The 25,550-nt window shown below is 29.7% G+C and carries 28 protein-coding genes and 1 tRNA gene; 9 read left to right on the top strand and 20 right to left on the bottom strand.

Going from position 1 to position 25,550, the window contains the following annotated elements; genetic code table 11:
- Position 1: 1 nt before the first annotated feature.
- The gene (rpiB, locus tag AC5SLN_RS02820) at positions 2-427 is read right to left on the bottom strand and encodes a ribose 5-phosphate isomerase B (RefSeq protein ID WP_494594027.1); all 426 of its coding nucleotides are present in this window, start codon (positions 425-427) and stop codon (positions 2-4) included.
- A gap of 1 nt (position 428) precedes the next feature.
- A complete protein-coding gene (locus tag AC5SLN_RS02815; RefSeq protein ID WP_494594025.1) occupies positions 429-1,070 on the bottom strand; it encodes an aspartyl/asparaginyl beta-hydroxylase domain-containing protein in 642 nt (213 codons plus the stop codon).
- Between the two features lie 72 nt (positions 1,071-1,142).
- On the opposite strand from AC5SLN_RS02815, the gene hemB reads away from it, so the two are divergent.
- Complete coding sequence (gene hemB / locus AC5SLN_RS02810; RefSeq protein ID WP_494594023.1) at positions 1,143-2,132, top strand: porphobilinogen synthase; 990 nt, start codon at positions 1,143-1,145, stop codon at positions 2,130-2,132.
- Here hemB and recO read toward each other — a convergent pair whose 3' ends face one another.
- Genes recO through dapA form a run of 10 tightly spaced genes read right to left on the bottom strand, consistent with a single transcriptional unit; the run spans position 2,133 to position 9,461 of the window.
- Positions 2,133-2,813 (bottom strand): DNA repair protein RecO, encoded by a 681-nt coding sequence (gene recO, locus AC5SLN_RS02805; protein ID WP_494594021.1) that lies wholly within the window; start codon positions 2,811-2,813, stop codon positions 2,133-2,135.
- Complete coding sequence (rnc, locus tag AC5SLN_RS02800) at positions 2,810-3,478, bottom strand: ribonuclease III (RefSeq protein ID WP_494594019.1); 669 nt, start codon at positions 3,476-3,478, stop codon at positions 2,810-2,812. Before rnc ends, recO begins: the two co-directional genes overlap by 4 nt.
- Positions 3,478-4,212 carry a signal peptidase I gene (lepB, locus tag AC5SLN_RS02795; protein WP_494594017.1) on the bottom strand — a complete coding sequence of 245 codons (735 nt, stop codon included), beginning with the start codon at positions 4,210-4,212 and terminating at the stop codon, positions 3,478-3,480. The genes rnc and lepB overlap by 1 nt, the downstream gene beginning before the upstream one ends.
- Positions 4,209-4,595, bottom strand: coding sequence for a holo-ACP synthase (acpS, locus tag AC5SLN_RS02790; RefSeq protein ID WP_006996870.1), 387 nt, complete (start codon positions 4,593-4,595; stop codon positions 4,209-4,211). The genes lepB and acpS overlap by 4 nt, the downstream gene beginning before the upstream one ends.
- Positions 4,596-4,597: 2 nt before the next feature.
- Entirely contained in the window at positions 4,598-5,317 is a 720-nt protein-coding gene (locus tag AC5SLN_RS02785; protein WP_494594015.1) for a pyridoxine 5'-phosphate synthase, read from the bottom strand.
- Positions 5,314-5,901: an orotate phosphoribosyltransferase gene (gene pyrE, locus AC5SLN_RS02780; RefSeq protein WP_494594013.1), complete on the bottom strand. Its 588-nt coding sequence runs from the start codon at positions 5,899-5,901 to the stop codon at positions 5,314-5,316. The genes AC5SLN_RS02785 and pyrE overlap by 4 nt, the downstream gene beginning before the upstream one ends.
- Positions 5,858-7,603, bottom strand: a complete 1,746-nt coding sequence (locus tag AC5SLN_RS02775) for a bifunctional (p)ppGpp synthetase/guanosine-3',5'-bis(diphosphate) 3'-pyrophosphohydrolase (protein WP_494594012.1) — start codon at positions 7,601-7,603, stop codon at positions 5,858-5,860. Before AC5SLN_RS02775 ends, pyrE begins: the two co-directional genes overlap by 44 nt.
- 19 nt (positions 7,604-7,622) lie before the next feature.
- Positions 7,623-8,144 carry a 2-amino-4-hydroxy-6-hydroxymethyldihydropteridine diphosphokinase gene (gene folK / locus AC5SLN_RS02770; RefSeq protein ID WP_006996866.1) on the bottom strand — a complete coding sequence of 174 codons (522 nt, stop codon included), beginning with the start codon at positions 8,142-8,144 and terminating at the stop codon, positions 7,623-7,625.
- On the bottom strand, positions 8,110-8,580 hold the full coding sequence (gene smpB / locus AC5SLN_RS02765; RefSeq protein ID WP_020169462.1) for an SsrA-binding protein SmpB: 471 nt from the start codon (positions 8,578-8,580) through the stop codon (positions 8,110-8,112). Before smpB ends, folK begins: the two co-directional genes overlap by 35 nt.
- Positions 8,580-9,461, bottom strand: coding sequence for a 4-hydroxy-tetrahydrodipicolinate synthase (gene dapA, locus AC5SLN_RS02760; RefSeq protein WP_494594011.1), 882 nt, complete (start codon positions 9,459-9,461; stop codon positions 8,580-8,582). Before dapA ends, smpB begins: the two co-directional genes overlap by 1 nt.
- Before the next feature lie 41 nt (positions 9,462-9,502).
- On the opposite strand from dapA, the gene AC5SLN_RS02755 reads away from it, so the two are divergent.
- Positions 9,503-11,716: a lytic transglycosylase domain-containing protein gene (locus tag AC5SLN_RS02755; RefSeq protein ID WP_494594010.1), complete on the top strand. Its 2,214-nt coding sequence runs from the start codon at positions 9,503-9,505 to the stop codon at positions 11,714-11,716.
- Here AC5SLN_RS02755 and AC5SLN_RS02750 read toward each other — a convergent pair.
- A tRNA-Ser gene (locus tag AC5SLN_RS02750) sits at positions 11,717-11,808 on the bottom strand. It lies immediately after the preceding gene.
- Positions 11,809-11,876: 68 nt separating this feature from the next.
- Between AC5SLN_RS02750 and AC5SLN_RS02745 the strand changes: the two genes are divergently transcribed.
- Genes AC5SLN_RS02745 through AC5SLN_RS02715 form a run of 7 tightly spaced genes read left to right on the top strand, consistent with a single transcriptional unit; the run spans position 11,877 to position 18,822 of the window.
- Positions 11,877-13,130 carry a sarcosine oxidase subunit beta family protein gene (locus AC5SLN_RS02745; RefSeq protein ID WP_494594009.1) on the top strand — a complete coding sequence of 418 codons (1,254 nt, stop codon included), beginning with the start codon at positions 11,877-11,879 and terminating at the stop codon, positions 13,128-13,130.
- Positions 13,130-13,405, top strand: coding sequence for a sarcosine oxidase subunit delta (locus AC5SLN_RS02740; protein ID WP_006996861.1), 276 nt, complete (start codon positions 13,130-13,132; stop codon positions 13,403-13,405). The genes AC5SLN_RS02745 and AC5SLN_RS02740 overlap by 1 nt, the downstream gene beginning before the upstream one ends.
- 4 nt (positions 13,406-13,409) lie before the next feature.
- Positions 13,410-16,418 (top strand): sarcosine oxidase subunit alpha family protein, encoded by a 3,009-nt coding sequence (locus AC5SLN_RS02735; protein WP_494594007.1) that lies wholly within the window; start codon positions 13,410-13,412, stop codon positions 16,416-16,418.
- The gene (locus AC5SLN_RS02730; RefSeq protein ID WP_006996859.1) at positions 16,411-16,974 is read left to right on the top strand and encodes a sarcosine oxidase subunit gamma; all 564 of its coding nucleotides are present in this window, start codon (positions 16,411-16,413) and stop codon (positions 16,972-16,974) included. Before AC5SLN_RS02735 ends, AC5SLN_RS02730 begins: the two co-directional genes overlap by 8 nt.
- Before the next feature lie 36 nt (positions 16,975-17,010).
- A complete protein-coding gene (locus AC5SLN_RS02725) occupies positions 17,011-17,778 on the top strand; it encodes a transporter substrate-binding domain-containing protein (RefSeq protein WP_494578653.1) in 768 nt (255 codons plus the stop codon).
- Between the two features lie 40 nt (positions 17,779-17,818).
- Positions 17,819-18,559 (top strand): amino acid ABC transporter permease, encoded by a 741-nt coding sequence (locus tag AC5SLN_RS02720; RefSeq protein ID WP_494594005.1) that lies wholly within the window; start codon positions 17,819-17,821, stop codon positions 18,557-18,559.
- Complete coding sequence (locus AC5SLN_RS02715) at positions 18,559-18,822, top strand: GNAT family N-acetyltransferase (RefSeq protein ID WP_494594003.1); 264 nt, start codon at positions 18,559-18,561, stop codon at positions 18,820-18,822. The genes AC5SLN_RS02720 and AC5SLN_RS02715 overlap by 1 nt, the downstream gene beginning before the upstream one ends.
- A 39-nt stretch (positions 18,823-18,861) precedes the next feature.
- Here AC5SLN_RS02715 and AC5SLN_RS02710 read toward each other — a convergent pair whose 3' ends face one another.
- The 7 genes from AC5SLN_RS02710 to gatC are packed head-to-tail and all read right to left on the bottom strand — an operon-like array spanning position 18,862 to position 25,505.
- Positions 18,862-19,347 carry a thermonuclease family protein gene (locus AC5SLN_RS02710; RefSeq protein WP_271479691.1) on the bottom strand — a complete coding sequence of 162 codons (486 nt, stop codon included), beginning with the start codon at positions 19,345-19,347 and terminating at the stop codon, positions 18,862-18,864.
- Positions 19,310-20,680, bottom strand: a complete 1,371-nt coding sequence (locus AC5SLN_RS02705) for an MATE family efflux transporter (protein ID WP_271563449.1) — start codon at positions 20,678-20,680, stop codon at positions 19,310-19,312. Before AC5SLN_RS02705 ends, AC5SLN_RS02710 begins: the two co-directional genes overlap by 38 nt.
- 9 nt (positions 20,681-20,689) lie before the next feature.
- Positions 20,690-21,595 (bottom strand): oxygen-dependent tRNA uridine(34) hydroxylase TrhO, encoded by a 906-nt coding sequence (gene trhO, locus AC5SLN_RS02700; RefSeq protein WP_494594001.1) that lies wholly within the window; start codon positions 21,593-21,595, stop codon positions 20,690-20,692.
- Positions 21,595-22,245, bottom strand: a complete 651-nt coding sequence (locus tag AC5SLN_RS02695) for an O-methyltransferase (protein ID WP_494593999.1) — start codon at positions 22,243-22,245, stop codon at positions 21,595-21,597. The genes trhO and AC5SLN_RS02695 overlap by 1 nt, the downstream gene beginning before the upstream one ends.
- 36 nt (positions 22,246-22,281) lie before the next feature.
- Positions 22,282-23,760, bottom strand: coding sequence for an Asp-tRNA(Asn)/Glu-tRNA(Gln) amidotransferase subunit GatB (gatB, locus tag AC5SLN_RS02690; RefSeq protein WP_494593997.1), 1,479 nt, complete (start codon positions 23,758-23,760; stop codon positions 22,282-22,284).
- Entirely contained in the window at positions 23,761-25,218 is a 1,458-nt protein-coding gene (gene gatA / locus AC5SLN_RS02685) for an Asp-tRNA(Asn)/Glu-tRNA(Gln) amidotransferase subunit GatA (protein WP_494593995.1), read from the bottom strand.
- Positions 25,218-25,505 carry an Asp-tRNA(Asn)/Glu-tRNA(Gln) amidotransferase subunit GatC gene (gene gatC, locus AC5SLN_RS02680; RefSeq protein WP_006996849.1) on the bottom strand — a complete coding sequence of 96 codons (288 nt, stop codon included), beginning with the start codon at positions 25,503-25,505 and terminating at the stop codon, positions 25,218-25,220. The genes gatA and gatC overlap by 1 nt, the downstream gene beginning before the upstream one ends.
- Positions 25,506-25,550 lie beyond the last annotated feature (45 nt).

Raw genomic sequence — 25,550 nt, 5'->3', positions numbered from 1 at the left:
ATTAAATCTTTTTAATTCTTTTTGCGTGCCTTCCACCTTCAAACTTTGTATTTAAAAAAACGCTAACACAATTTAAAGCAGTTTTTTTAGTAAGAAGTCTTGATCCTAATGTAATGATATTTGCATCGTTATGCAATCTTGATAATTTAGTCGATTTCAAATTAAAACACTGAGCAGCACGTATATTTTTATGTCTATTTGCAACAATATTCATTCCCATCCCAGAGCCACATACGAGTATGCCGGCATGATTATTGTTTGTTTTAACTTTTTTAGCAACTTTATGAGCATAGTCTGGATAGTCAACACTTTCACTATTGAACGGACCTAAGTCTGTATAGTTAATTTTCTTTTTTTCTAAATGAAGTTTAATTAATTCTTTTAATTTATAGCCAGCGTGATCAGAGGATAAAAATATTTTTTTCAATTTAATTAAACTTATAATCTAAAACACAGGCTACCAAGTGAACTCTGTTTTCTTCACCACCATTAAAGGCATTATGGTATTTTACATTATTAGTTACCCACACTGAGCCATCAGCAGGCATGTGTTTTGCGACATTATCAATAACCATTAAGCAACCAGGGTTTGTAATTATAGGTATATGTAACCTTGGCTCTGGATCTCTATGCCAACTCAATGTTGATCTTGGCTCCTTAAGTAAAATTCTAACTCTACCTAATTTGTATTTTGAAGAAAGTGCATCAAATACTTCCTTGAAATAAGTGTTTTCATAGTCTGGTATAAATTCAGAGTATGCGGACTCATCTATTGAAACATCTCTAGTAACTTCTTTTCCTGATTTGTCTGGTTTTGTCCAGTAAGAGCCTCTAGCCTTGCTTCCTTTAATAGAATCTGGATCTCCAGGAATTTGTGTTAAACAAATAGCGCCAAAGTGAGCAATGCCTCCGCCATCATCAAATTTTCTTGTTTGAACAATTTGGTTATAAGCTTCTTGGAGTTTATTAATATCAAATTTAATATCTTGTTTTTGAAAATCACTAAAATCTAAAACTTTTTGATCTTTTTTTAGATCTAAGTCAATTATGTTAATGTTGTCTAAGCTCATGCAGTTGTTTTCTACCTTTTTTAATATATATTTGTATAATACATTTGTCGCATTTTAAAAGCAGATTTAAACATGATTACAGGAAATTACCCAAATTTAAGACTTAGACGTAGTCGTAAAAATGATTGGTCTAGAAGATTAGTTCAAGAAAATAGCCTGTCATCTAGCGATTTTATATTACCTATATTTTTGATTGATGGAAAAAATACAAAACAATCCATTAAAACAATGCCTGATGTTTATAGATACACAATAGATAAACTTGGAATTATTGTTGATAGAGCAATCAAAAGCAAAATACCTATGGTTGCATTGTTCCCTTATACAAATAAAACAAAAAAAAATGAAATTGGAACTGAAGCATTAAATGAAGACAATCTTGTTTGTAAGGCTATTCGATATATTAAAAAAAGATATAAAAATGAAATTGGTATTATGTGTGATGTAGCTTTAGATCCTTATACCTCACATGGTCACGATGGTTTAATAAAATCTGGCTACGTGTTAAATGATGAAACTATTGAAGTATTAATAAATCAATCATTGTTACAAGCAGAAATTGGCTGTGATGTTCTGGCTCCCTCAGACATGATGGATGGAAGAATAGGTAAAATAAGAAAAGCTTTAGATAAGGAGGGTCATGAAATGGTTCAACTACTTTCTTATGCAGTAAAATATGCTTCAAGTTTTTATGGTCCATTCAGAGATGCAGTTGGTTCTAAAGGTTTGTTAAAGGGTGATAAGAAAAATTATCAAATGGACTTTAGAAATAGCAATGAAGCAATAAGAGAAGTGGCGCTAGATATTAAAGAAGGGGCTGATATGGTTATGGTTAAACCCGGTATGCCTTATCTTGATATAATTAAAACAGTTAAAGATAATTTTAAAATTCCTGTTCTCGCTTACCAAGTATCAGGTGAATACTCATTATTAAGTAATAGTATCAAAAAAGGTCTAATAGATAAAAACTCAGTGTTAGAGAGCTTGATTGCTTTTAAAAGAGCCGGAGCAAACGCTATAGTAAGCTATTACGCAGATAGAATTGACGATTTAATTAGATAACTATTTTAAAAGATTAATAAAATGAGTTCTAGAAGTAGGAAGATTTAAATTATTTGGTTTTAGAATACTTTTTTCAAGGTAATCACTAACAAGCTTAAGTCCTTTAAGTAAATTTTTTAAATTAACATCCTTATTATTTTCATCTATTAGAAAATTTGGAATACTTTTTTTTTCAGATGAGGATTTAACGTAATAATTGACTTCACTATCAACAATTTCTTTTTCAGCCATAGTTTTTAATTCCAAATCATATCCCAATAATTTTAAAAGTTCTAACTCCCAGAAAATATATTTTTGAATCCAATTTTCAGAAGTTAATATTTCAAAAAATTTATCAATTAATTTAAAAATTTCTTTATTAGATTGCGCTTCAGCAGTAAGAAGTTTTATAAGGTGCATAGCCGATGTAATGCATGATAGTTTCTGATTTTCATCAAAATAGAGCGGTGTTAAAGCTTTTAAAATCTCTATTTTGAAATAACCGATTCTAGCAACACTTTTTGAATTATAGTTTACATAAATTTTATTACCAATTTGCAAGTAGTTTTTGATTTTTTTTGAGGTTCCGCCAAAAATTATCCCTGAAATTTTTCCATGATTTTCTGTAAAAACTTCAGCGATTATTGAATTTTCACTATATTTGTTTTTAGAAACTAAATAAGCACTATCGTCCCAATTCATTTTTTAAAAACATCCTCTAAACATAAAGAAGCAGCATTCTGTTCTGCATCTTTTTTAGAAGTTCCTTCTGCTGTAAAAAATTTAGTATTTTTTAATTTAACGGCAACTTTAAAAAGAGGTTTATGTCGAGGCCCTGTATTTGAGATTAGTTTATAAATAGGTAAAACTTTGAAAATTTTAAGTGAATATTCTTGTAGTTTTGTCTTAGCATCAATTTGAGTTATAACGCTCGCAATAATATGTTCACTCCATAAATTAAGAATAAATTTTTCAGTAAAATTTAAACCTTTATCAAGATAGATCGCTCCGATTAAAGCCTCTAAACAGTCTGCTACAATTTTATCTTCAATTTCAATTTTTTTATTCTTGGGGTTTAAAACTAAAATATATTTCTCTAGTTCAATTTTTTTTGCAATTTCTAAACATTTTTTTTTATTTACCAATGAAGCAAATTTTTTATCTAGCACGCCTTCCTTTTCTTCAGGATAAAGTTCTAGTAATTTTTTTGCAATAATAAGACCTAAAACTCTATCCCCTAAGAATTCAATCTTTTCATTGTTGTTTATTGAGTCAAAACTTTTATGCGTTAAACTCTTAATCAAAATTTTTTGATCAGAAAACTTTAACTTTAATTTCTTTTCTAATTTTATGGGGTTAGTTTTCATTAAATAATTTTCTTAAAAAACCTATCGAATCTAATTGTCTTATGCCATTTCCAAAAAGAAAAGATATTTCCAATTCTAAAATCAGATGAAAAAAAAATAAATTGAGCTTTACCAACTAAATTATCTTCATGTACATATCCAACACTAGTCAAATATCTACTATCTTTAGAACAGTCTCTATTATCTCCTAAAAAAAAGTAGTGTTGAGGCGGAACTATAAAGTTATCTGAACTTTCAAAACTATAACTTTTTAAATAAACACTATTATGTGTTTTGCCATTTGGAAGCTTTTCCTCAAATGTATTAACATCTATTGTTTGATTTCCACAATAAATTTTATCATTTTGAGAAATTCTAGATTTTAATATTTGATTATTATTTACGAATAAATCGCCGTTAATAAATTGAATATTGTCTCCTGGGAGACCAATTAATCTTTTAATATAATCAGTTCTGTTATCAGCTGGTGTTTTAAAAACAATAATATCTCCAACCTTAGGTTTATTATAAAATAGTCTTCCATTTATTATTGGTGGACTAAAAGGAAAAGAATGCTTGCTATAACCATAAGAATATTTCGTAACAAACAATCTATCACCAATTAATAACGTTGGTTCCATTGATGATGAGGGAATATAAAAAGGTTGAATAAAAAGAGATCTAATAACAATAGCTATAACTAAAGCATAAAAAATTGTTTTAATATTATCGATTATAATTTTTTTTGATATCATTTTTTTTGTAAAATCACGTAGGCTACAGAATATTTTTTTTCATCTGAAATTGACAGAAAGAAATTAAAGGATGATATTTTAAATCGCTTTTTAACAATTTTTTTTATTTTGTCTGTGACCACAAATGAGGGTTTACCTAACTTATCGTTAATTACAGTTATATCCTTAAAATTCAAATTCTCTCTGAAACCAGTTCCAATTGCTTTAGAAAATGCTTCTTTGGCAGCAAATCTTTTAGAATAAAAAGATTTTTTATTAGTTATTTTTTTTGCTAACAATATTTCTGAGCTAGAAAAAACTCTTTTAATAAAATTAACATTTTTTAAAGATTTATGTATTCTAATATTTTCTACTATATCAACACCAATACCTAGAATTTTCATATTTATTTATTGGTTATTTTTTTAAATATTGTAATGGTTTTTTTTAAACCATGAGTAAGTGACTCACCAATTATAAAATGACCAATATTAAATTCCGTAATTTCTTTAATTTTACTTAGTATAGAGGTAGTTTTGTAGTCAAGACCATGACCTGCATGAACCTCGATACCAAGTTTAACGCCCAGTTCTGAACATTTTTTTATTTTTAAATATTCATTTTTATAACTTTTATTTTCTTTTATTAAATTTGAAATTTTTCCTGTATGTAGCTCAACACAAGTAGCATTTAATTCTTTTGCAATTTTTATATCTTTTAAGTTTGGGTCAATAAATAGACTTGTTCTAATATTCTTCTTATTAAATAATGATATTATAGATTTAATTTTTTTCTTACTTTTAATTAAATTTAATCCACCTTCTGTTGTCACCTCTTTTCTTTTTTCAGGAACTATACAAATGAAATTAGGTCTATTCTTTAATGCTATATCAATTATTTCTTTGTTAAGTGAAATTTCTAAATTAGTAATTATTTTTCTACTTTTGCAAATTTTAACAACATCAGAATCTTTTATGTGTCTTCTGTCTTCTCTTAAATGAATGGTAACTGAGTTTGCTCCACATTTAATAACATGTTTGGCAATAGTAAATGGGTCGGGATGAAAAGATCCTCTTGCATTTCTTACTGTTGCAACATGATCAATATTAACACCTAGTCTTTTCATTTAATAAATCTACTTCCAGGAACTGTAATTGGAGTATTTTTAAGACTTTCAGGTAATTTATTACTCTTAAATGTTGGAACATCTATCTTCATATGTGAGATAATATTTTTTTTTATTTTTAATGAATTCTTGGTCGATCTGTCAATAATCGAGGCAAAACCAATAAGCTTTGCACCAGGTTTTGTTATCAATTTAACACACTCTAAACTCGATTTACCAGTTGTTATAACGTCTTCGATTATTAAAACTTTTGATCCTTTTTTTATTTGAAAACCTCGTCTTAAAGCAAATTTACCATTAACTCTTTCACAAAAAATTGTTTCTTTTTTTAAAATTTTACCAATTTCATAACCAATAATAACTCCACCCATTGCTGGAGCTAAAATCAAATCTATTGATTTAAATTTTTTTTTAATTTTTTTTGCTAATGAATTACAAATATCTTCTGCTAAATGTGGAAAACTTAAAAGTTTGGCACATTGAATATATTTAGGTGAATGCAAACCTGATGAAAGAACAAAATGACCTTCTAAAAGAGCATTAGTTTTTTTTAAAATATTTAAAGATTTTTTGTGTGAAAGCATTCCTTTTTTCCTCATGTCTAATGATTTTAAATTTAATATCTTTTTGTTTTAGCTCACTGATAAAATTTGTAAAGTTTTTCAGGTCTCTAATAATAAGATTAAATCTGAAGTTAATATAATCTTTAGTTTTTTCTTTCATCTCTACACTTGATATATTCAGTTTATGAGAGCCTAATGATGTAGTTATTTCGCCAAGTTTACCGGGTTGATCTGGGAGAGAAATCCAAAGTGTTGTATTGTATTTTTTTATTCTTTCTTCTTTTTGTTCACCTTTAGAATGCCAGTATCTTCTAATAGCAGCTCTTGCTTTTCCAGTTTTTGTAATTGGTATCCAATGCAATGATGGTGATTTATTTTTAGAGGTTATGATTTCAACTACGTCACCGTTATAAAGTATGTTTTGTAATTCACTGTCGTTACCGTTAATTTTACAAGATATTGCATGATCGCCAACTTTTGTATGAACAGCATATGCAAAATCTATTGGTGTTGCATCTTTTGGCAATTTGATAACTAAGCCTTTTGGTGTAAAGCAAAAAACATTTTCTTGAAACATTTGTAGTTTTGTATACTCAAAAAAATGTTCAGGGTTTTCATTTTTACCAATAATTTCCACAAGGTCAGCTAACCAGTCATATTCTTTCCATGTTAATGAATCAAATTTTTCAGATGATTTATATTTCCAATGGGAAGCAATACCTCTTTCGGCAAATTCATGCATTGGCATTGTTCTTATTTGAATTTCAATAGGTCTTCTATTTGGACCTATCACAGCTGTATGCAATGACTGATAATTATTTATTTTTGGTGATGATATATAATCTTTAAATTTTCCTGGTATACAATTCCAGTGTTGATGAAAAATTCCTAAAGCTTTATAGCAATCTTCTCCACTATTAAGAATAATTCTAAATCCAATTATGTCTGTAATTTGCTCTAATGATGTTCTTTTTTTTTGAACTTTTCTCCATATAGAAAATGGAGTTTTTTCTCTTCCAAAAATTTCAGCATTAATCTTATGTTCGTTTAAAAGCTCACTCAATTGTAAAGAAATAGAATTAAAACTATTTACTTTGTCTTCTTTAATTTCGTCTAATCTTTTTTTAATAAGTTCACGTGCTTCATTATTCAAAACTTTAAATGATAAGTCTTCAAGTTCATCTCTAATTCTATGCATGCCCATTCTATCTGCTAAAGGAGCATAAATTTCCATTGTCTCTCTCGCTATACGTTCTTTTTTTTCAACTTTAGATATAGCATCAATAGTTCTCATATTATGTAAACGATCTGCCAGCTTTACAAGTAATACTCTTATGTCTTTTGATGTAGCTAAGATTAATTTTCTAAAGTTTTCTGCTTTAGATGATGATGTTGCTTGATTTTCAAAAACAGAAATTTTGGTTACACCATCTACAAGATTGGCAATCTCTTCACCAAATTCATCTTTAATATTTTCATAAGTTGCGTGAGTATCCTCAATCGTATCATGTAAAAGCCCTGTAACAATAGTAGCACTGTCTAACTCTAGCTCACTAAGTATTGAAGCAACAGCTATAGGGTGATTTGAATAAGGGTCACCTGAATCACGTTTTTGGTTTTTGTGAGCTTTAACAGCATAATTATATGCTTTACTTAATTTTTCTGGATTTAAAAATTTATTATAAGTTTTAACTTTATTTATTAACTCTTCTGAATTAATCATTTTTAACTATAACACCAATTTATATTTGTTTAATAGATCTTAAATCTTTAATTGATAAAGAATTAATTAAATTTACTATATTAATCTTAGATTCTGGATGCTTCCAACTTCTGTTTATCTCAAATAATGGTAACAATACAAAATTTCTCTTAGTCATCTCTGGATGAGGTATTATTAACTTGTCACTATTTATATTCAAAATTTTTTTATCATAATCAATTATATCAATATCACATGTTCGTGGAGCATTTTTTTTTAGTCTAACCCTGCCTAATTTTAATTCAATATTGTTACAAATTTTTAATAATTCTAAAGGTGTTAAGATTGTCTCGATTTCTATTACAATATTTATGAAACTTGGCATTAAAGGATTTGGCCAAGATTTTGATAAATAGTGAGATGAAACTTTTTTTATCTTAATTTTATTTTTCTTAAGTTCAGACAAGGCTATATGAATGTTGGTAATTTTATTACCTAAATTTGATCCTATTGCTAAATATGATTGTTTAACTTGATTTTCTAATATGTCTTGCTTTTTCACGATTCCAGTCTCTATTTTTTTTAGTAGCTCTTTTATCAAATTGTTTTTTACCTTTTGCGACTGCTATTTCTATTTTAGCTTTTCCCTTTTTAAAATACATCTTTGTTGGAACAAGTGTAAAGCCATCCCTCTGCATTTTACCAATTAATTTGTTAATTTCCTTTTTGTTTAATAATAATTTTCGTTCATCTGTTGGATTATGATTTGAATAACTGGCTTGCTTAAATGCAGCAATATGAGAGTTAATTAAAACTATTTCACCGTCTTTCTCTACAGCATAAGAGTCTGCAATATTAACTTTTCCATCTCTAATAGATTTAATCTCAGACCCTTTAAGAACTATCCCAGCTTCAATTAAGTCTTCAAAAAAAAAATTAAAACTTGCTTTTCTATTTAAACAAATAATTTTTAAACCAGAATTGGCTTTCTTGTTCATTAGAGTAGATTTGCTGATACTAAAGCTTCTTTAACAATATCTTTGGTTGGGTCTGTAACTTTAACTAAAGGTAATCTAACCTCATCATCACAAAGACTCAGAAGTTTTGCAGCATACTTAACAGGGCTTGGATTGCTTTCTATAAACATTGAGCTGTGAATGGGTTGTAAAATTTTATCTAACCTGATTGCTTCAAGCTTACTTTCATTATTTTCTATTTTTGAGGCTTTTTGAAAATCAGAACATAACTTAGGAGCAATGTTAGCAGTTACACTTATAGAGCCTATCCCACCTCTGTTATTAAATTCTAAAGCGTTATCATCATTACCTGTTAGTTGAACAAAATCAGTTCCCATTTTATCTTTTTGTTGATTAACTCTATCTAGATCACCAGTTGCATCTTTAACACCAACAATATTTTTCAATTCAAATAATCTAGCCATTGTATCAACAGACATATCAATTACAGATCTTCCAGGAATATTATAAATTATAATTGGTATCCCACATTTATCGTTTATTGCTTTATAGTGTTGATATAAACCCTCTTGAGTTGGTTTGTTGTAATATGGAGTTACTACTAGGGCCGCATCTGCTCCCGCTTTTTCTGCATGAGTTGTTAAAGAAATTGCTTCTTTAGTCGAATTAGAACCAGTACCAGCAATAACTATATTTTTTCCATTACTTTCTTTAACACATAAATCTATTACTTTTTGATGTTCATCATGGCTTAATGTCGGCGACTCACCTGTTGTCCCAGCAGGAACCAAGCCGTTTGTACCGTTTGATATTTGAAAATGAATTAGCTTAATATAAGCCTCAACATCTAGCTCATTATTCTTAAACGGGGTTATTAAAGCAACATTTGATCCTTTGAACATAAATACTTATAACATAGTTTAAAGATTCATTTAGTAAATTTATGCCCAGAAAGATAATTTTTTTTATAAAATCACTATTATTAAGTTTGGTAATTATAGGGAATATATTTGCTGCTGAAATATCAATAATTCCTTTAAAAAAACCTATTTTAGATGAAGAAGTTAAGAAGCAAAAGATATCTCAAGGGATCCTTAAACCTAAACCTAAACCATCACAAAAAAAAGAAGAAGTCAAAATCATAACAGTCAAAAAAAATAAAAAAAAAATTAATTTTCTCATTCCTAAAAGTAAGCCATTAATAGTTAAAAGTGAAAAATCTGTAGTTCAAAAAAGATCAAAATACTACAGCCAAAAAGACTATGATATTGCAAAAAAATCTATCCAGGCAATGGAAAAAAGTCAATGGACAACTGCATTGAAAAATTCAAAAAAAGCTAAAGATAAATCCATATATAATTTTATACAATGGAGACATTTATTAACAACAGGAAACCAAGCTACGTTTTATGACTACATAACTTTTATACAAAATAATAAAGACTACCCAAGAATAAGTAGAATAAAATATTTAGCAGAACAAAAACTTTCAACGGATAAAATTTCTCCTAAAAAAATTATTAATTGGTTTGGAGTTGATGAGCCCTTAAGTGGCTATGGTATGCTGGTATTAGGTGAAAGCTTTATACAAACTGGAGATAGTGAAAAAGGAATTGCTTTAATTAAGAGAGGCTGGATTACAGCAGAACTTTCTAGAGCTAACATGAAGTCTTTAAGTAAAAAATATAGAAAATATTTAAACTCAAAAGATTATGTAAATAGAGCTGATTATTTAGCATGGGAAAATAAATATTGGGATTTAAAAAGAATGCTTCCTTATTTACCTAAAGATTATCAACTACTTTATACAGCTAGACAAATTTTGATGAGCAAATCTTATGGTGTTGACCAGGCAATAAAAAATGTTCCACAAAAATTCAAAAATGATGCTGGTCTCAATCATGATCGACTTAAATGGAGAAGAAAAAGAGGCAGAATTGATAGTTCACTTGAAATATTGTTTTCAATTAAAAATAATAAAGATTATCTAGTGAGACCAGATAAATGGTGGGTTGAGAGAGCAATCATGACACGAGCTCTTATTTATAAAAATAAATATGAGACAGCTTATAAAGTTGCTAGCCAACACTCACTAGATAAAGGATCAAAGTTTGCTGAGGCAGAATGGTTAAGTGGTTGGATTGCATTAAGTTTTTTAAATGACCCTATTTTAGCAGTTGACCATTTCAATAACTTTTATCAAAACGTTAGCTATCCTATAAGTTTGGCGAGAGGCGCTTATTGGCTTGGTAGATCTTATGAAAAAATTGGTGATAAACGACAATCAGAAGATTGGTATCGTGAAGCAACAAAATATTTAACAACTTACTATGGTCAATTAGCTTTTTTAAAAATCAATCCTAGTCAAAATTTTGAACTTGAAGAACAAGCTAATGTTAAAGATGAGTATCGAAAATATTTTTATAATAAAGAGCTTGTAAAAATTACACATCTTTTAAATGAATTAAATAAAGATAAATATACCAAAAATATACTGAGACATTTAGCTAATGACAATATTGCAAGTGGAAGTGAGATTTTAGCAGCTGAACTTGCTACAAATATATCAAGATACGATTTTGCGATCCAAGTATCAAAGTTAGCCTCATATGAAAAAAGATTTCATAATACTTTTAATTATCCAATTATAAGTGTCCCCCAGTATGTTAATGGCAGAAAAATACCTGAAACAGCTTTTATACTTTCTCTTATAAGACAAGAAAGTGAATTTGACATGAGAGCAAACAGTCATGTTGGTGCACAAGGATTAATGCAAATAATGCCCTATACGGCTAAGCTAGTTGCTAAACAAGCAAAACTTCCATATTCAAAATCAAGGTTAACTTCTGATCCTGAATACAATATTAATCTAGGCTCTCATTATATAGCTGGTTTAATTTTACAATATGATGGTGCCTACCCTTTTGCTACCGCCGCATATAATGCCGGTCCTAAAAGAGTTAAACACTGGAAAAAAATAAACAAAGATCCTCAAAAAAAACAAATTGATTTTGTAGACTGGGTTGAATTAATTCCATTTAAAGAAACTCGTAACTATGTTCAACGTGTTATGGAAAACTACAATGTTTACAGATATATCTTGGAAAAAAAGCCTATTAAAATGAAAGACTTTTTTAAAGATCAGCCTTTATTTTAATGGCGGAAGAGGAGGGATTCGAACCCTCGGTACAAGTTTCCCCGCACGGTCATTTAGCAAACGACTGGTTTCAGCCTCTCACCCACTCTTCCACTGCGACATTGATATAACCGATTGTATTGAATATTCAATATTTATAAAGTAATTCTTGAATAATATTATGAAAAATAAGTATTCAATATTCTCATTAGTCAAAAATGCTTTTTCCTATCATGAAAATTGGCAAAAAGCCTGGAAAGATCCCACTGTAAAAAAAGAATATGATGCGGTTATTATTGGTGGTGGTGGTCATGGTTTGGCAACTGCTTACTATTTAGCAAAAAAACATAATATGACAAATATTGCAGTAGTAGAAAAAGGCTGGATTGGTGGTGGTAATACAGGAAGAAATACTACGATTATAAGATCTAATTATTTATGGGATGCTAGTGCTGGTCTTTATGATCATGCTTTAAAATTGTGGGAAGGTTTATCTCAAGAAATAAATTACAATGTAATGTTTAGTCAAAGAGGTGTGATGAATCTTGCACATAACTTACAGGATGTTAGAGATTTAAAAAGACGAACACATGCTAATAGATTAAATGGCATAGATGCAGTTTACTTAAGCACAGAAGAAGTCAAAAAATTTTGCCCTATCATTAATACCTCGCAAGATATTCGATATCCTGTACTGGGTGGAACTTTACAAAGAAGAGCTGGTACCGCAAGACATGATGCTGTTGCTTGGGGGTATGCAAGAGGTGCAGATAAAATGGGTGTAGATATAATTCAAAATTGTGAAGTTAAAGGAATTAAAAGAAATGGTGATGAAGTAGAAGGCATTGAAACAACTAAAGGTTTTATAAAAACTAAAAAAGTTGGAGTGGTTGCTGCTGGTCATTCAAGTGTGCTAGCAAACATGGCAGGTTTAAGATTACCTTTAGAAAGTAAACCTCTTCAAGCTCTAGTTTCAGAACCAGTTAAACCTATTATTGATACAGTAGTGATGTCTAACGCTGTACATGCATATGTTAGTCAGTCTGACAAAGGTGAGCTAGTAATAGGTGCAGGCACTGATGATTATGTTTCCTATTCACAAAAAGGTAGTCACGATATTGTTGAGGGAACATTAAATGCAATCTTAGAACTTTACCCAATTTTTAGTAGAATGAGAATGCTTCGACAATGGGGTGGAATTGTAGATATCTGCCCAGATGCTAGTCCTATTATTAGTAAAACGACGATAAAAGGTTTGTACTTTAATTGTGGTTGGGGAACTGGTGGATTTAAAGCAACACCTGGATCAGGTGATTTATTTGCTCACACAATCGCAAATGATGAACCACACAAACTAAATGCTGCATTTAATTTAAATAGGTTTATCAGTGGAGACCTTGTTGATGAACATGGTGCAGCGGCGGTAGCTCATTAATGTTTTTAATTACTTGTCCTTTTTGCGGTGAACGAGAACAAAGTGAATTTAAAGCTGGTGGTGAAGCTCACATTGAAAGACCTAAACAACCCACGGAATTAAGTGATGATGAATGGGCAGAATACTTATTTATGAGAAAAAACATTAAAGGTATTCAATTTGAAAGATGGAACCATGCTCACGGATGTAGAAAGTGGTTTAACATGGTGAGGGATACTTCAAATGACCAAATTAAAGCTGTTTATAAAATGGGTGAAAAACCTCCTATAAAATAATTTAATGCTAAAAAATTTAAGAGTTACAACTAGTAAATATATCGATGAAACTTCAAGAGTTTCTTTTAAATTCAATGGAAAATCTTTTTTTGGATACATGGGTGATACCCTTGCCTCAGCTTTGCTAGCTAATGGTATTCATTTAGTAGGAAGAAGTTTTAAATATCATAGGCCACGAGGAATCATGACTTCGGGATCTGAAGAACCTAATGCAATTGTACAAGTTAATAACAACACAGCACTAACAGAACCCAATGTTAGAGCAACCGAACTAGAAATCTATCATGGGCTTGAGGCAAACAGTCAAAACTGTTGGCCTAGTGTTGACTTTGATATTGGAGGTATAAATAATTTCTTATCCCCACTTCTACCTGCTGGTTTTTATTATAAAACATTTATGTGGCCTGCTAATTTTTGGGAAAAGTATGAATATGTTATAAGACATTCAGCAGGACTAGGAAAATCTCCAACAGTTCCTGACCCTGACATATATGATCATAAATACATTCACTGTGATGTTTTGGTTATTGGAGCTGGTATTAGTGGAATTATAGCTGCAAAAACTGCTGCAAAAAATAATCTTAAAACATTATTACTTGATGAAAAAAATGAAATCGGTGGATCTACAATTTTCCAAAATTCAGATCATGTAAAAATAAACGATCAAAATTCTTCTGTTTGGTTAGAAAATGAAATTAATGAATTAAGAAATATTGAAAACCTAGAAATTAAAACAAGAACTAGTGTTGCTGCTTATCATGGATATAACTATTTATTAGCTAGAGAAAATTTAACTGATCACCTTCCTAAGAATGAAAAAAATAAAAAAATAAGACAAAGATTATTAAAAATTAGAGCTAAAAAGGTTATTGTTGCTACTGGTTCTTTAGAAAGACCTCTGGTATTTAATAATAACGATAGACCTGGTATTATGCTTTCATCTGCAGTTAAAAAATATGCAGATTATTATGGTGTTGCAACTGGTCAAAAAAATATATTTTTTACTAATAATGACACAGCTTATGAAAGTGCAATTTCATTACAAAAAAAAGGTATTAAAGTTGAAGCAATCATAGATATTAGAAAGCAATCTAATACTGCATTTACTAAAGAAGCTGACGATTTAGGGATTAAAGTTTATAGATCACACACAGTTGTAAATACTGAGGGTTATAAAAGAATTAATAAAATTACAATAATGGAATTGTCAGAAGATGGTCAATCTTTTGCAAATCCAGAAAAAATAGAACTTGATTGTGATTGCCTAGCAATTGCAGGTGGATGGACGCCAGCCGTTCATTTGTTTACTCAATCAGGAGGTAAATTAAAATTTAGAGAAAAAGATCAAGTATTTATTCCTGATATATATTCATCAGCTCAAATTAGCATTGGTTCTTGTAATGGTGATTTTGATTTAGATGATGTTATAAAAAATTCTACAAAATCTTTAAAAGAATTTTTAAATATAAATGAAACTGAATTTGACAATTTAGAAATAAATTGTCCTAAAGATAATAAGATTAGAAATATTTGGCTACTTCCATCCGATAAAGTTTTAGGAAAAACAAAACCTTTCGTAGATTATCAAAATGATGCAACTGCAAAAGATATTAAACTTGCTCTAAGAGAAGGTTTTAGATCGATTGAACATGTAAAAAGATATACAACAACTGGAATGGGTACCGATCAAGGAAAGCTTGGTAATATGCATGCCCTTGGTATTATTGCAGAAACTGCTGGTGTTAAGATGGGTGAGCTTGGAACTACAACGTTTAGACCTCCTTACACTCCATTAACATTTGGAACAATTGTTGGACGAAATGTTGGTGAATATTTTGATACATTTAGAAGAACGCCAATGAATGACTGGCACATAGAAAATAAAGCTGAATTTGAAAATGTTGGTCAGTGGAAAAGAGCTTGGTACTATCCAAAAAATAATGAAACAATGCATGAGGCCGTTCAAAGGGAAAGTAAAGCTGCAAGAAATAGCGCTGGTATATTAGATGCTTCAACTCTTGGTAAAATTGATATTCAAGGAACGGATGCTTCAGAATTTTTAAACAGAGTTTATACAAATGCTTGGTCAAAACTTGCCATTGGAAAATGTCGTTATGGTTTAATGCTTAATGAAGATGGTATGGTTTACGATGATGGGGTCACAACTAGACTTGATGAAAATCATTATATTATGACCACAACAACAGGTGGTGCTGCAAACGTATTAGGAAAACTAGAAGATTACCTACAAACTGAATGGCCTGAACTAGATGTGTATTTGTCATCTGTAACGGATCATTATGCAACAGCTAGCATCTGTGGGCCTAATAGTAAAAAAATTCTTAATAAATTAATACCTGATCTTGATCTTTCAGATGAAAGCTTTCCACACATGTCATTCAAAAATACAAAAATTGGCAATATTAAATGTAGAATTATGCGTATTAGTTTTACTGGTGAACATAGTTATGAAATTAATATCCAAGCTAACTATGGTGAAGACTTATGGAAAAAATGCATGGAAGCAGGTAAAGAATTTAACATCACTCCTTATGGCACTGAGACAATGCACTTATTAAGAGCAGAAAAAGGATTTATTATTGTTGGCCAAGATACGGATGCAACGATGACACCTATAGATTTACAGATGGATTGGATTGTTAGTAAAAAGAAATATGACTTTATTGGTAAAAGATCTCTTTATAGATCTGACACCATGAAAGAAGATAGAAAACAATTAGTAGGTTTACTGACAGATAATCCAAGTGAAGTTTTAGAAGAAGGAGCTCAAATAGTTGCTGACACTAGTTTAAAACCAGTTGAAATGCTAGGTCATGTAACTTCAAGTTACTATAGCCCTAATTTAAATAAATCAATTGCCCTAGCAGTAGTTAGAGGTGGAAAAAATATGCTAGGTCAAAAATTATTTATCCCAATGGAAAATAAAAATATTAATGTGACGATTGTTGATCCTGTTTTTTTTGACAAAGAAAATTTGAGGTTAAATGCTTAATTATAAAACTTCTATTAAAGGGGATATAACATATTCTGATTTAGAAATTAAAGAAATCAAACCTATTATGAAATTAATCATAAGAGGTAAAACAAAAGATTTTATTACTGCAGTAGGTAAAAATCTTAATATGGTTTTACCCACTGAGGCTAATACGTCTACATCAGCAGAGAAATTAACTGCATTTTGGTTAAGTCCCGATGAATGGATGTTAATATCAAATGAAACTGTGAGTGAGGAAAGTAACACTTATCAAGTTGAAGATGAATTAATTAAAAATATATCTAAAGTTAAATTGGGCGCTGTAACTGATGTTAGCGACCAATTTGTAATGTTAAATATCAAAGGTGGTAAGGTTTTTGATTTATTTGCTACAGGTTCCCCTTTCAATTTTAATGATTTTAAAACAAAAAAAGGACCAGTTGTTCAAACAATATTATCTCATATTGATGTAATTATTCATCATAAAGAGATTAATGAGGTAAATTTATTTGTTAGAAGGTCTTTTTCTGAGCATTTACACTCTTGGTTGAGTGATAGTGCGTCAAGGTTATAAGCTTATATTTATTAAAATTATTGTTATAAAAAGTTTATGAAAAAAATACTTCTTGTGGTGCTATTAGCACTTTTACCCTTTTCTCTTAACGCAGAATCAAAACTTGATCAGATTTTATCCTCTGGTGAGTTAAAAGTTGGAACAACAGGCGACTGGGATCCAATGACCATGAAAGATCCTGCTACAAATAAATATAAGGGATTTGATATTGATGTCATGCAAGAATTAGCAAAAGATATGGGTGTGAAAATTACCTTTGTACCAACTGAATGGAAAACAATTGTTTCAGGAATTACCGCAGGAAGATATGATATTTCCACAAGTGTCACTAAAACTCCAAAAAGAGCAGAAGTTGCTGGATTTACAGATTCTTATTACAAGTATGGAACTGTTCCATTAGTACTTAAAAAGAATTTAAAAAAATATTCAACATGGAAATCTTTAAACAATAAAGATGTAACGATTGCTACAACACTTGGGACTTCTCAAGAGGAAAAAGCTAAAGAGTTCTTTCCTTTGTCTAAATTACAATCAGTTGAGTCACCTGCAAGAGACTTTCAAGAAGTATTAGCTGGTAGAGCTGATGGAAACATTACAAGTTCAACAGAGGCTAATAAGTTAATTATCAAGTACCCTCAATTAGCAATTGTTCCTGATGGAGAAAAAAATCCTGCCTTTTTAGCAATGATGGTTAGTAAAAATGATCAAGTTTGGAATGATTATGTAAATGAGTGGATCAAAAGTAAAAAATCCTCTGGTTTCTTTAATAAACTACTCGCTAAATATAATTTAAAAAGCTTATAAAAAATTAGATATTAATCTCTAATTCATTATAACTTTAAGAGTGAAAAATTTACTTTTTTTACTTTTAATTTTACCCCTTACCTCTTGTAGTGGTCAGGAATTGGGTTGGTTTATTCTATCACCTAACAATGTTGAAGGTTTAACAAACCTAAAATTTTTATTAAGTGGTTTAACTACAACTATTTATATTTCAGTAGTATCTATAATTATATCTGCAATTTTAGGGTTTATCGTTGCAATTCCTTCTTTAGCTAAGAATAAATTTTTAACATACATAAATATTGGATATGTGGAAATTGTAAGAGCAATACCGTTACTAGTTTTAATATTATGGATTTATTATGGTTTACCTATAATGACTGGATTAAGTTTCAGTCCATTTGTGTCTGGAATAATTGCGCTGGCAATAAGTGAAAGTGCTTTTCAAGCAGAAATTTTTAGAGCAGGAATAAACTCAATTAAAAAATCACAATGGGAAGCAGGCTCATCACTGGGTTTAACTTTTTATAAAAGGTTAAGATTAGTAATTCTTCCACAAGCAATTAAAAATATCCTTCCTGCATTAGGCAACCAGTTTGTATATGTATTAAAAATGTCTTCATTAGTATCAATTATAGGTATTGGTGACTTAACAAGAAAAGCAAATGAATTAGTTGTATCAACCTATAGACCATTAGAAATTTATACATTTTTAATCTTGGAATATTTAATTTTGATATTAATTGTTTCTTTCTTAGTGAGAAAATTTGAAAAAAGACTTAAACAAGATGGTAATAATTAATGAGTAATTTAGATTATGATGTTGATCTAAATGATGGTGTTATTACTTTTAAAAACATTAATACTACACTTGGTTTTGTTCGGTATAATGAGACAGCCGAAGTGGAGTATATTTTTGTTAACCCCATGTTTAGACGTCAAGGACTTGCTAAAAAACTATTAAGTATCGTTGAGGAAAAAACTAAAATCAAACCCACACCTCAAGACCCAATCAGTCCTTTAGGTGAAAAGCTCTTTAAAATTAATAAACAAGAGATTAACTAGAATTTTGGAGCACCTGTTAACAGAACTACCCTATTAGCTTTAATTTTTCTTAGATTTTCTGTAATCCCAAGGATAATCAAACTCCATTGACCACATACCTATTTTATTAATTCTTGCATAATCTTCATCAGATACAAATTTTTTTGAATACCTTCTATAGGCAAATGCATAGCCACTTCTAACTAAATAACTTGATAAGCTTTCATTATTAACAAAACATTCGGCTAGTGTTCTTTTGTATTGATCTTTTCCTTCACTAATACATTCAACATTATTGTTTGAAATTTTATCAATAAGGATTTGTTTTGCTGTAATTCCACAAGGATCCTTAGCTCCTTCGTTAAGGCAAGTTTGTTTTAATTCAGGTGTGTCTATCCCTGTAAATCTAATTTTTTCTCCATTAAGATGAATTGTGTCTCCATCTACAATTTTGATTGTTTGAGATTTGACTTGGTTAATAGTTAAAATAAATATTAGTGCTGAAACACTAATAAGAAAAATGGCTTTTTTTTTGTTTAAAAACATTATTTAAAAAATATCCAATAAAGATGATTACTGCAATACCCATAAACCAATTGGTTGCCATGATGGTATAAAAAATATCCGCATAATCTCCTCCTCTAATATTAATTACATACCATAATGATAAGAACGGAAATGCAGTTAACCTTAGAACGCTTAAGTAAAGACTATAAATTGGTTTTTTAAGTGCCTGAAAGACAGCTGTTGTAATAAAGAATACTGGGTAAATAGGAGCTATTAATGCAGCAACTTTTAAATATATAGCACCATGATAAATAGCCTCTACATTATCTGTAAACTGAGATACAAAAAACTCTGCACCGAAGAATAAAACCACACCTGCTACGGCCATAAACGATGATCCAAAAAATAATGCCTTAGTATAAAGCTCTCTAATACGGTTATAATTTTTAGCACCAAAGTTTTGTCCACCTATGGAAAGTACTGCTGTATTTAAACCAATTACTGGTAGTAAGAAGACTTGTTCAACCCTTAAGGCTGCACCATAACCTGCTGTTGCAAGATCACCAAATTGTCCAATAAAATATAAGATGTTAAAAATACCTACTCCAATAAATAACATGCTAATCATAATTGGCATTGCTTGTGTGAACAATTCTTTAAGAAGAACAAACTTAGGAATAAAGCATTTAATAGATAAATATTTTCTTAATTTACATGAGTTAATTTTATAGGCTAAATAAATAGTACCAATAGATTGAGCGATAACAGTTGCTATTGCAAGGCCACCTATACCATAAGCTGGAACAATTCCGTATCCCCAGATAAATAATGGGTTTAAAAAAATATTTAAAAAGAAGCTAAAGATAAGAACATTTCTATAACTTTTAGTATCTCCCTGTGCATTTAAAGCTCCATTTAAAGAGATTTGGATCATAACTATAAATGTTCCATAAAAAATTATATCTAAATACTCTCTAGTTAAAGCGATACCAGCAGCATCAGAGCCCATAACGCTCAAGAGAAAATTAGAGGCGTTTAATCCAAATAAAGTAACAACAATAGAAGTGACCAATGAAAAAATTACTGATTGAGCAATAAATAGTGAAGCTTTATTAATTTTTTTAGCACCTAATAAATTGCCAATACATGAGTTCGTTGCAGCACCAATTCCAACACCAACAGCAATGATAACAAAATATATGGGAAATGATTTAGCAATAGCACCTATAGCTTCTGCAGAAATTCTACCCGCAAACCATGTATCAACTAAATTATAAAATGTTTGAAATAATGAACCAACACTTGCTGGGATGGTTACTTTTCTAAGTAATTCCCAAATTGGATCTTTAGTTAATTTAATGGCTTTGGACAATTATTTTTCCTATTTAAATTCTTTTTGAAATATATGCTTCGATCCGCTCTTTTTAGCAAGGTTTATTTGCTTTTGTCTCATTCGAAATCTCTCTTTTTGAGTTTGAGTTAAATTATCATGACAATTTACACATGAAACACCCTCCTCATATTTTTTAGACTTCTTATCTTTTGGTGAAACTGGTTTTCTACATCCACTACACATTGAGTATGTACCAGTTACTAATCCATGTTTAACACTGATTCTGTTATCAAAGACAAAACATTCCCCATTCCATAAACTTTCTTTTTTTTTAATATTTTTTAAATAATTTAAAATTCCACCTTTTAGCTGATAAACATTTTTAAAACCTTTTTTTTCTAAAAATACTGAAGCTTTCTCACATCTTATTCCGCCAGTACAAAACATTGCAATTGGTTTTGTTTTTTTTAGTTTATTTAGGTATTTTGGAAATTCTCTAAAATTAGCAACATCAGGATTAACTGATCTTTTAAAGGTACCTACATTATATTCAAATGGTTTTCTTGAGTCTAAAACTAATGTGTCTTTATCATTAATTAACTTATTCCATTTTTTAGGATCTATATGATTTTCTTTCTTATTTTTTGATGACAAAGAAAGACCCATGGGAACTACTTCTTTTTTAATTTTTACTTTTGGCTTATGAAATGGTTGAAATTTACTTTTTGAAATATTTTCACTATCAAACTTTTTAAAATTCAATATCTTTTTAATCTTGGTGATAGTTGACTTTAGATCGTTAGCTTTTCCTGAGATTGTTGCATTTACTCCTTCATTAGCTATAATTATTGTTCCTCGAATATTTTTTTTAATCAAATAATCCTGTAGTAAAATCTTATTTTTTTTTAAAGAAGTGAGTTTTTTAAATTTGTAAAAACCAAAAACATCAAACATTATATCACTCTACAAACAGTCATACCGTCACCTAAAGGGACAATGATTTGTTCCACTCTTATATCGTTTGCAACATAAGTATTAAAATCTCTAATATTTACAGTGAATTTATCTAAATTATCTTCATCAGCGACCTCACCATGCCATAAAACATTGTCTACAATAATCAATCCACCTTTGTCTAATAACTTCAGTGATCTTTCATAATATTCTTTATAATTCATTTTATCGGCATCAATAAAAACCATGTCAAATTTACTATTCTTTAATTCATCTAAACTATCTAATGCAGGCTTAACAATTGTTTGAATTTTATTATTAAGATTAGCTTTTTTAAAAAAACTTTCTGCAATCTTGTTGGTTTCTTTGTCTTTATCTAGCGCTATAAGTTTGCCATCATCTGGTAATGCTAAAGCTATTGAAAGTGCACTTAACCCAGTAAAAGTACCAATTTCAAGTACATTTTTAATGTTAGAAGTTTTTATAATTAAATGAAGAAAATGACATTGAGATGTTGCTACTTGCATTCTCTTAATATCTCCAAGTGTATTATTGTAATCGATTATTTCTTGCTGAATGGGATTTAGTTTCAAACTAAAATTATTTATATATTTTTCAAGTTTTTCTGTAGTTTCAAGATTCTTACCCATGGTATTTTAAGTCCTTTGTATCTACCTATTTTAAGACTATTGAAGTTTTTTCTTTAATATTTCATTTATTAGTTGTGGATTAGCTTTACCACCTGAAACTTTCATTGCTTGACCTACAAAGAAACCAAATAGCTTTTCTTTACCATTCTTATATTCAATAGCTTTTTCTCTATTAGTATCAATTATTTTATCTATTAACGCTTCTAAAGCTTTAGGGTCACTTTCCTGTTTTAAACCTTTTTCTTCAACAATTATTTGAGGATCTTTGTCTTCATCAATCATCAATTCAAATATTGTTTTAGCTATTTTTCCAGAAATTGTTCCATTCTTAATTAGATTAATTAACTTTGCTAAATTTTTGGCACTTATTGGACTTTGTGTAATTTCTAAATTTTTATTATTTAAAACAGCAAACAATTCACCTGTAATCCAGTTAACTGCTAACTTCATATCTCGGTTTTTGCCCATTTTAGCAACAACTTCCTCAAAATATTTAGCTGTTTCAATATCTGATACTAAAATTGTTGCTTCGTAAGCAGAGACTTTAAACTCATCAATAAATCTTTTTTTCTTATCGTCTGGTAATTCTGGGATATCTTTTTTAAGTTTTTCTATAAATTCATCTGTTACTTCTAATGGTAATAAATCTGGATCTGGAAAATATCTATAATCATGAGCATCTTCTTTAGATCTCATAGATCTTGTTTCATTTTTCTTAGTATCAAATAATCTTGTTTCTTGATCAATTGTTTTACCTTCTTCAATTAAATCAACTTGTCTATTAGCTTCATAATCAATAGCCATTTGCATAAATTTAATTGAGTTAACATTTTTAATCTCACAACGAGTTCCGAGTTTATCAGAGCCTTTAATTCTAACAGAAATATTGACATCAGCTCTTAAAGAGCCTTCTTGCATATTTCCATCACAGGTACCAAGGTATCTCATAATAGATCTTAATTTTTTAATATAAGCACTAACCTCATCTGGAGTTCTCATGTCTGGTTTGCTTACAATTTCCATCAAAGCTACACCAGATCTATTTAAGTCAACTAATGTATTTTGTGGGTCCATATCATGAATACTTTTTCCAGCATCTTGTTCTAAGTGTAATCTTTCAATCCCTACTTCCTTTTGACCATGTGCCATATCAAGAATAACTGTTCCCTCTCCTACTATTGGATACTTAAACTGTGAGATCTGATAACCTTGTGGAAGATCTGCATAAAAATAATTTTTTCTATCAAAAACTGATCTTTTATTAATTTGAGCTCTTAAGCCTATTCCCGTTTTAATTGCTTGCTTTACACAGTACTCATTAATAACCGGAAGCATTCCTGGAAATGCTGCATCTACTAAACTTACTTGTGTATTAGGTTCAGCACCGAATGTTGTTGATGAAGATGAAAATAATTTTGAATTTGATGTAACCTGAGCATGAACTTCAAGACCAATTACTACTTCATAAACATTGTCTCGTCTTTCGATTAAGTATTCTGAATTATCTTTAGTCATTTATTTAATCCACCAGTCAGTAATTTTATTTTTAAACTGGATTTTCTCTTCCATAGCATAGGCAATGTTTAAAATATTTTGTTCATCAAAAGCTTTACCAATAATTTGTAGTCCCAATGGATAACCTTTGGCATCTATTCCTGCTGGAATTGATATTGCTGGTAATCCAGCTAAATTCACTGGAACTGTAAATATATCATTTAAATACATTGAAACTGGGTCATTAGTTTTTTCACCAATTTTAAAAGCAGCACTTGGTGTTGATGGAGTTAAAATTGCATCAACTTTTTTGTAAGCTTCATCAAAATCATTTTTTATTAATTTTCTAACTTTTTGTGCCTTTAGATAATAAGCATCATAATAACCAGAGGACAAAACATAAGTCCCAATCATTATTCTTCTTTGAACTTCACTACCAAAACCTTCAGATCTTGTCTTTTCATACATATCGATAAGGTTTTCACCTTTAGATCTAAAACCATACTTAACACCATCATATCTTGCTAAGTTTGAAGAGGCCTCTGCAGGAGCCACTATATAATAAGTGGGTAGAGCATAGTTTGTATGAGGTAGTGAAATTTCTACAATTTCAGCACCACAATCTTTTGCATACTCAATGCCCTTAGTCCATAAATCCTCTATCTCTTTTGGCATTCCATCAACTCTATATTCTTTAGGAATTCCAATTTTCTTACCTTTAATATTATTTGTTAATTCTTTACTGTATTCATTTCTTTTAAAATCAATTGATGTTGAGTCTTTTTCATCATAAGTACTAATTATTTCTTGAAGCAATGCACAATCTTTTACATCTTTAGACATTGGCCCTGCTTGATCTAATGAAGATGCAAAAGCAACAATTCCATATCGTGAACAACTTCCATAAGTAGGCTTTAATCCAACGGTACCTGTAAATGAAGCAGGTTGTCTAATAGAGCCACCTGTATCAGTTCCAATTGTAATAGGCGTTAAATTAGCTGCTAGAGCTGATGCAGAGCCTCCTGAAGAGCCGCCTGGTACTAAACCTTTGTCTATTGGACTTTGTACATTTCCAAAAAAACTAGTTTCATTAGATGAGCCCATTGCAAATTCATCACAATTTAACTTACCAAGTAATATTGCACCTTCATTCCAAATATTTTGAGTAACAGTAGATTCGTACGGCGGAATAAAATTATTTAAAATTTTACTACCTGCTGTAGTTTTTACATCTTTGGTACAAAACAAATCTTTAACTGCTATTGGAACACCTGGAAGTTTTGAATCAAAATTTGGTTTTTGATCAAAACTTTTAGCTTTTAAAAGCGCGTTAGAAAAATCTTCAGTTATGTAAGTATTTAAATCTCTAGATTTTTCTCCTCTATCAATAAAAGCTTTGGTAGTTTCTTCAGAAGAAATCTTTTTATCTTTAATATTTTTAACTAATTCAGTTAATGTGAGTGATGTAATATCAGACATTATTCAACAACCCTTGGTACTACAAAAAAATCTTCATTTTCCTCCGGTGAGTTTTTTAATATTTGATCTCTAATATTTTCACTTTTAACCTCGTCGGCTCTTAATTTTAATGTGGTCTCTGCAACAGAAGTTAAAGGCTCAATATTATCAGTATTGAGTTCATTTAATTTTTCAATGAAATCAAATATAGAGTTAAGATCTCCAGCTAATTTATTAGCTTTTGCATCATCAACTGAGATTCTTGATAATTTAGATATATGCTTTATTGTTTTAAGATCAATTGTCATGTGGTAATTAAATATGTCGGCAAACTATCACTTAAGTATAAAATA

This window comes from Candidatus Pelagibacter sp. PS_31 (genome assembly GCF_059417865.1).
The sequence above is the reverse complement of the archived record's forward strand: the minus strand, read 5'-3'. Positions and strand labels throughout refer to the sequence as shown.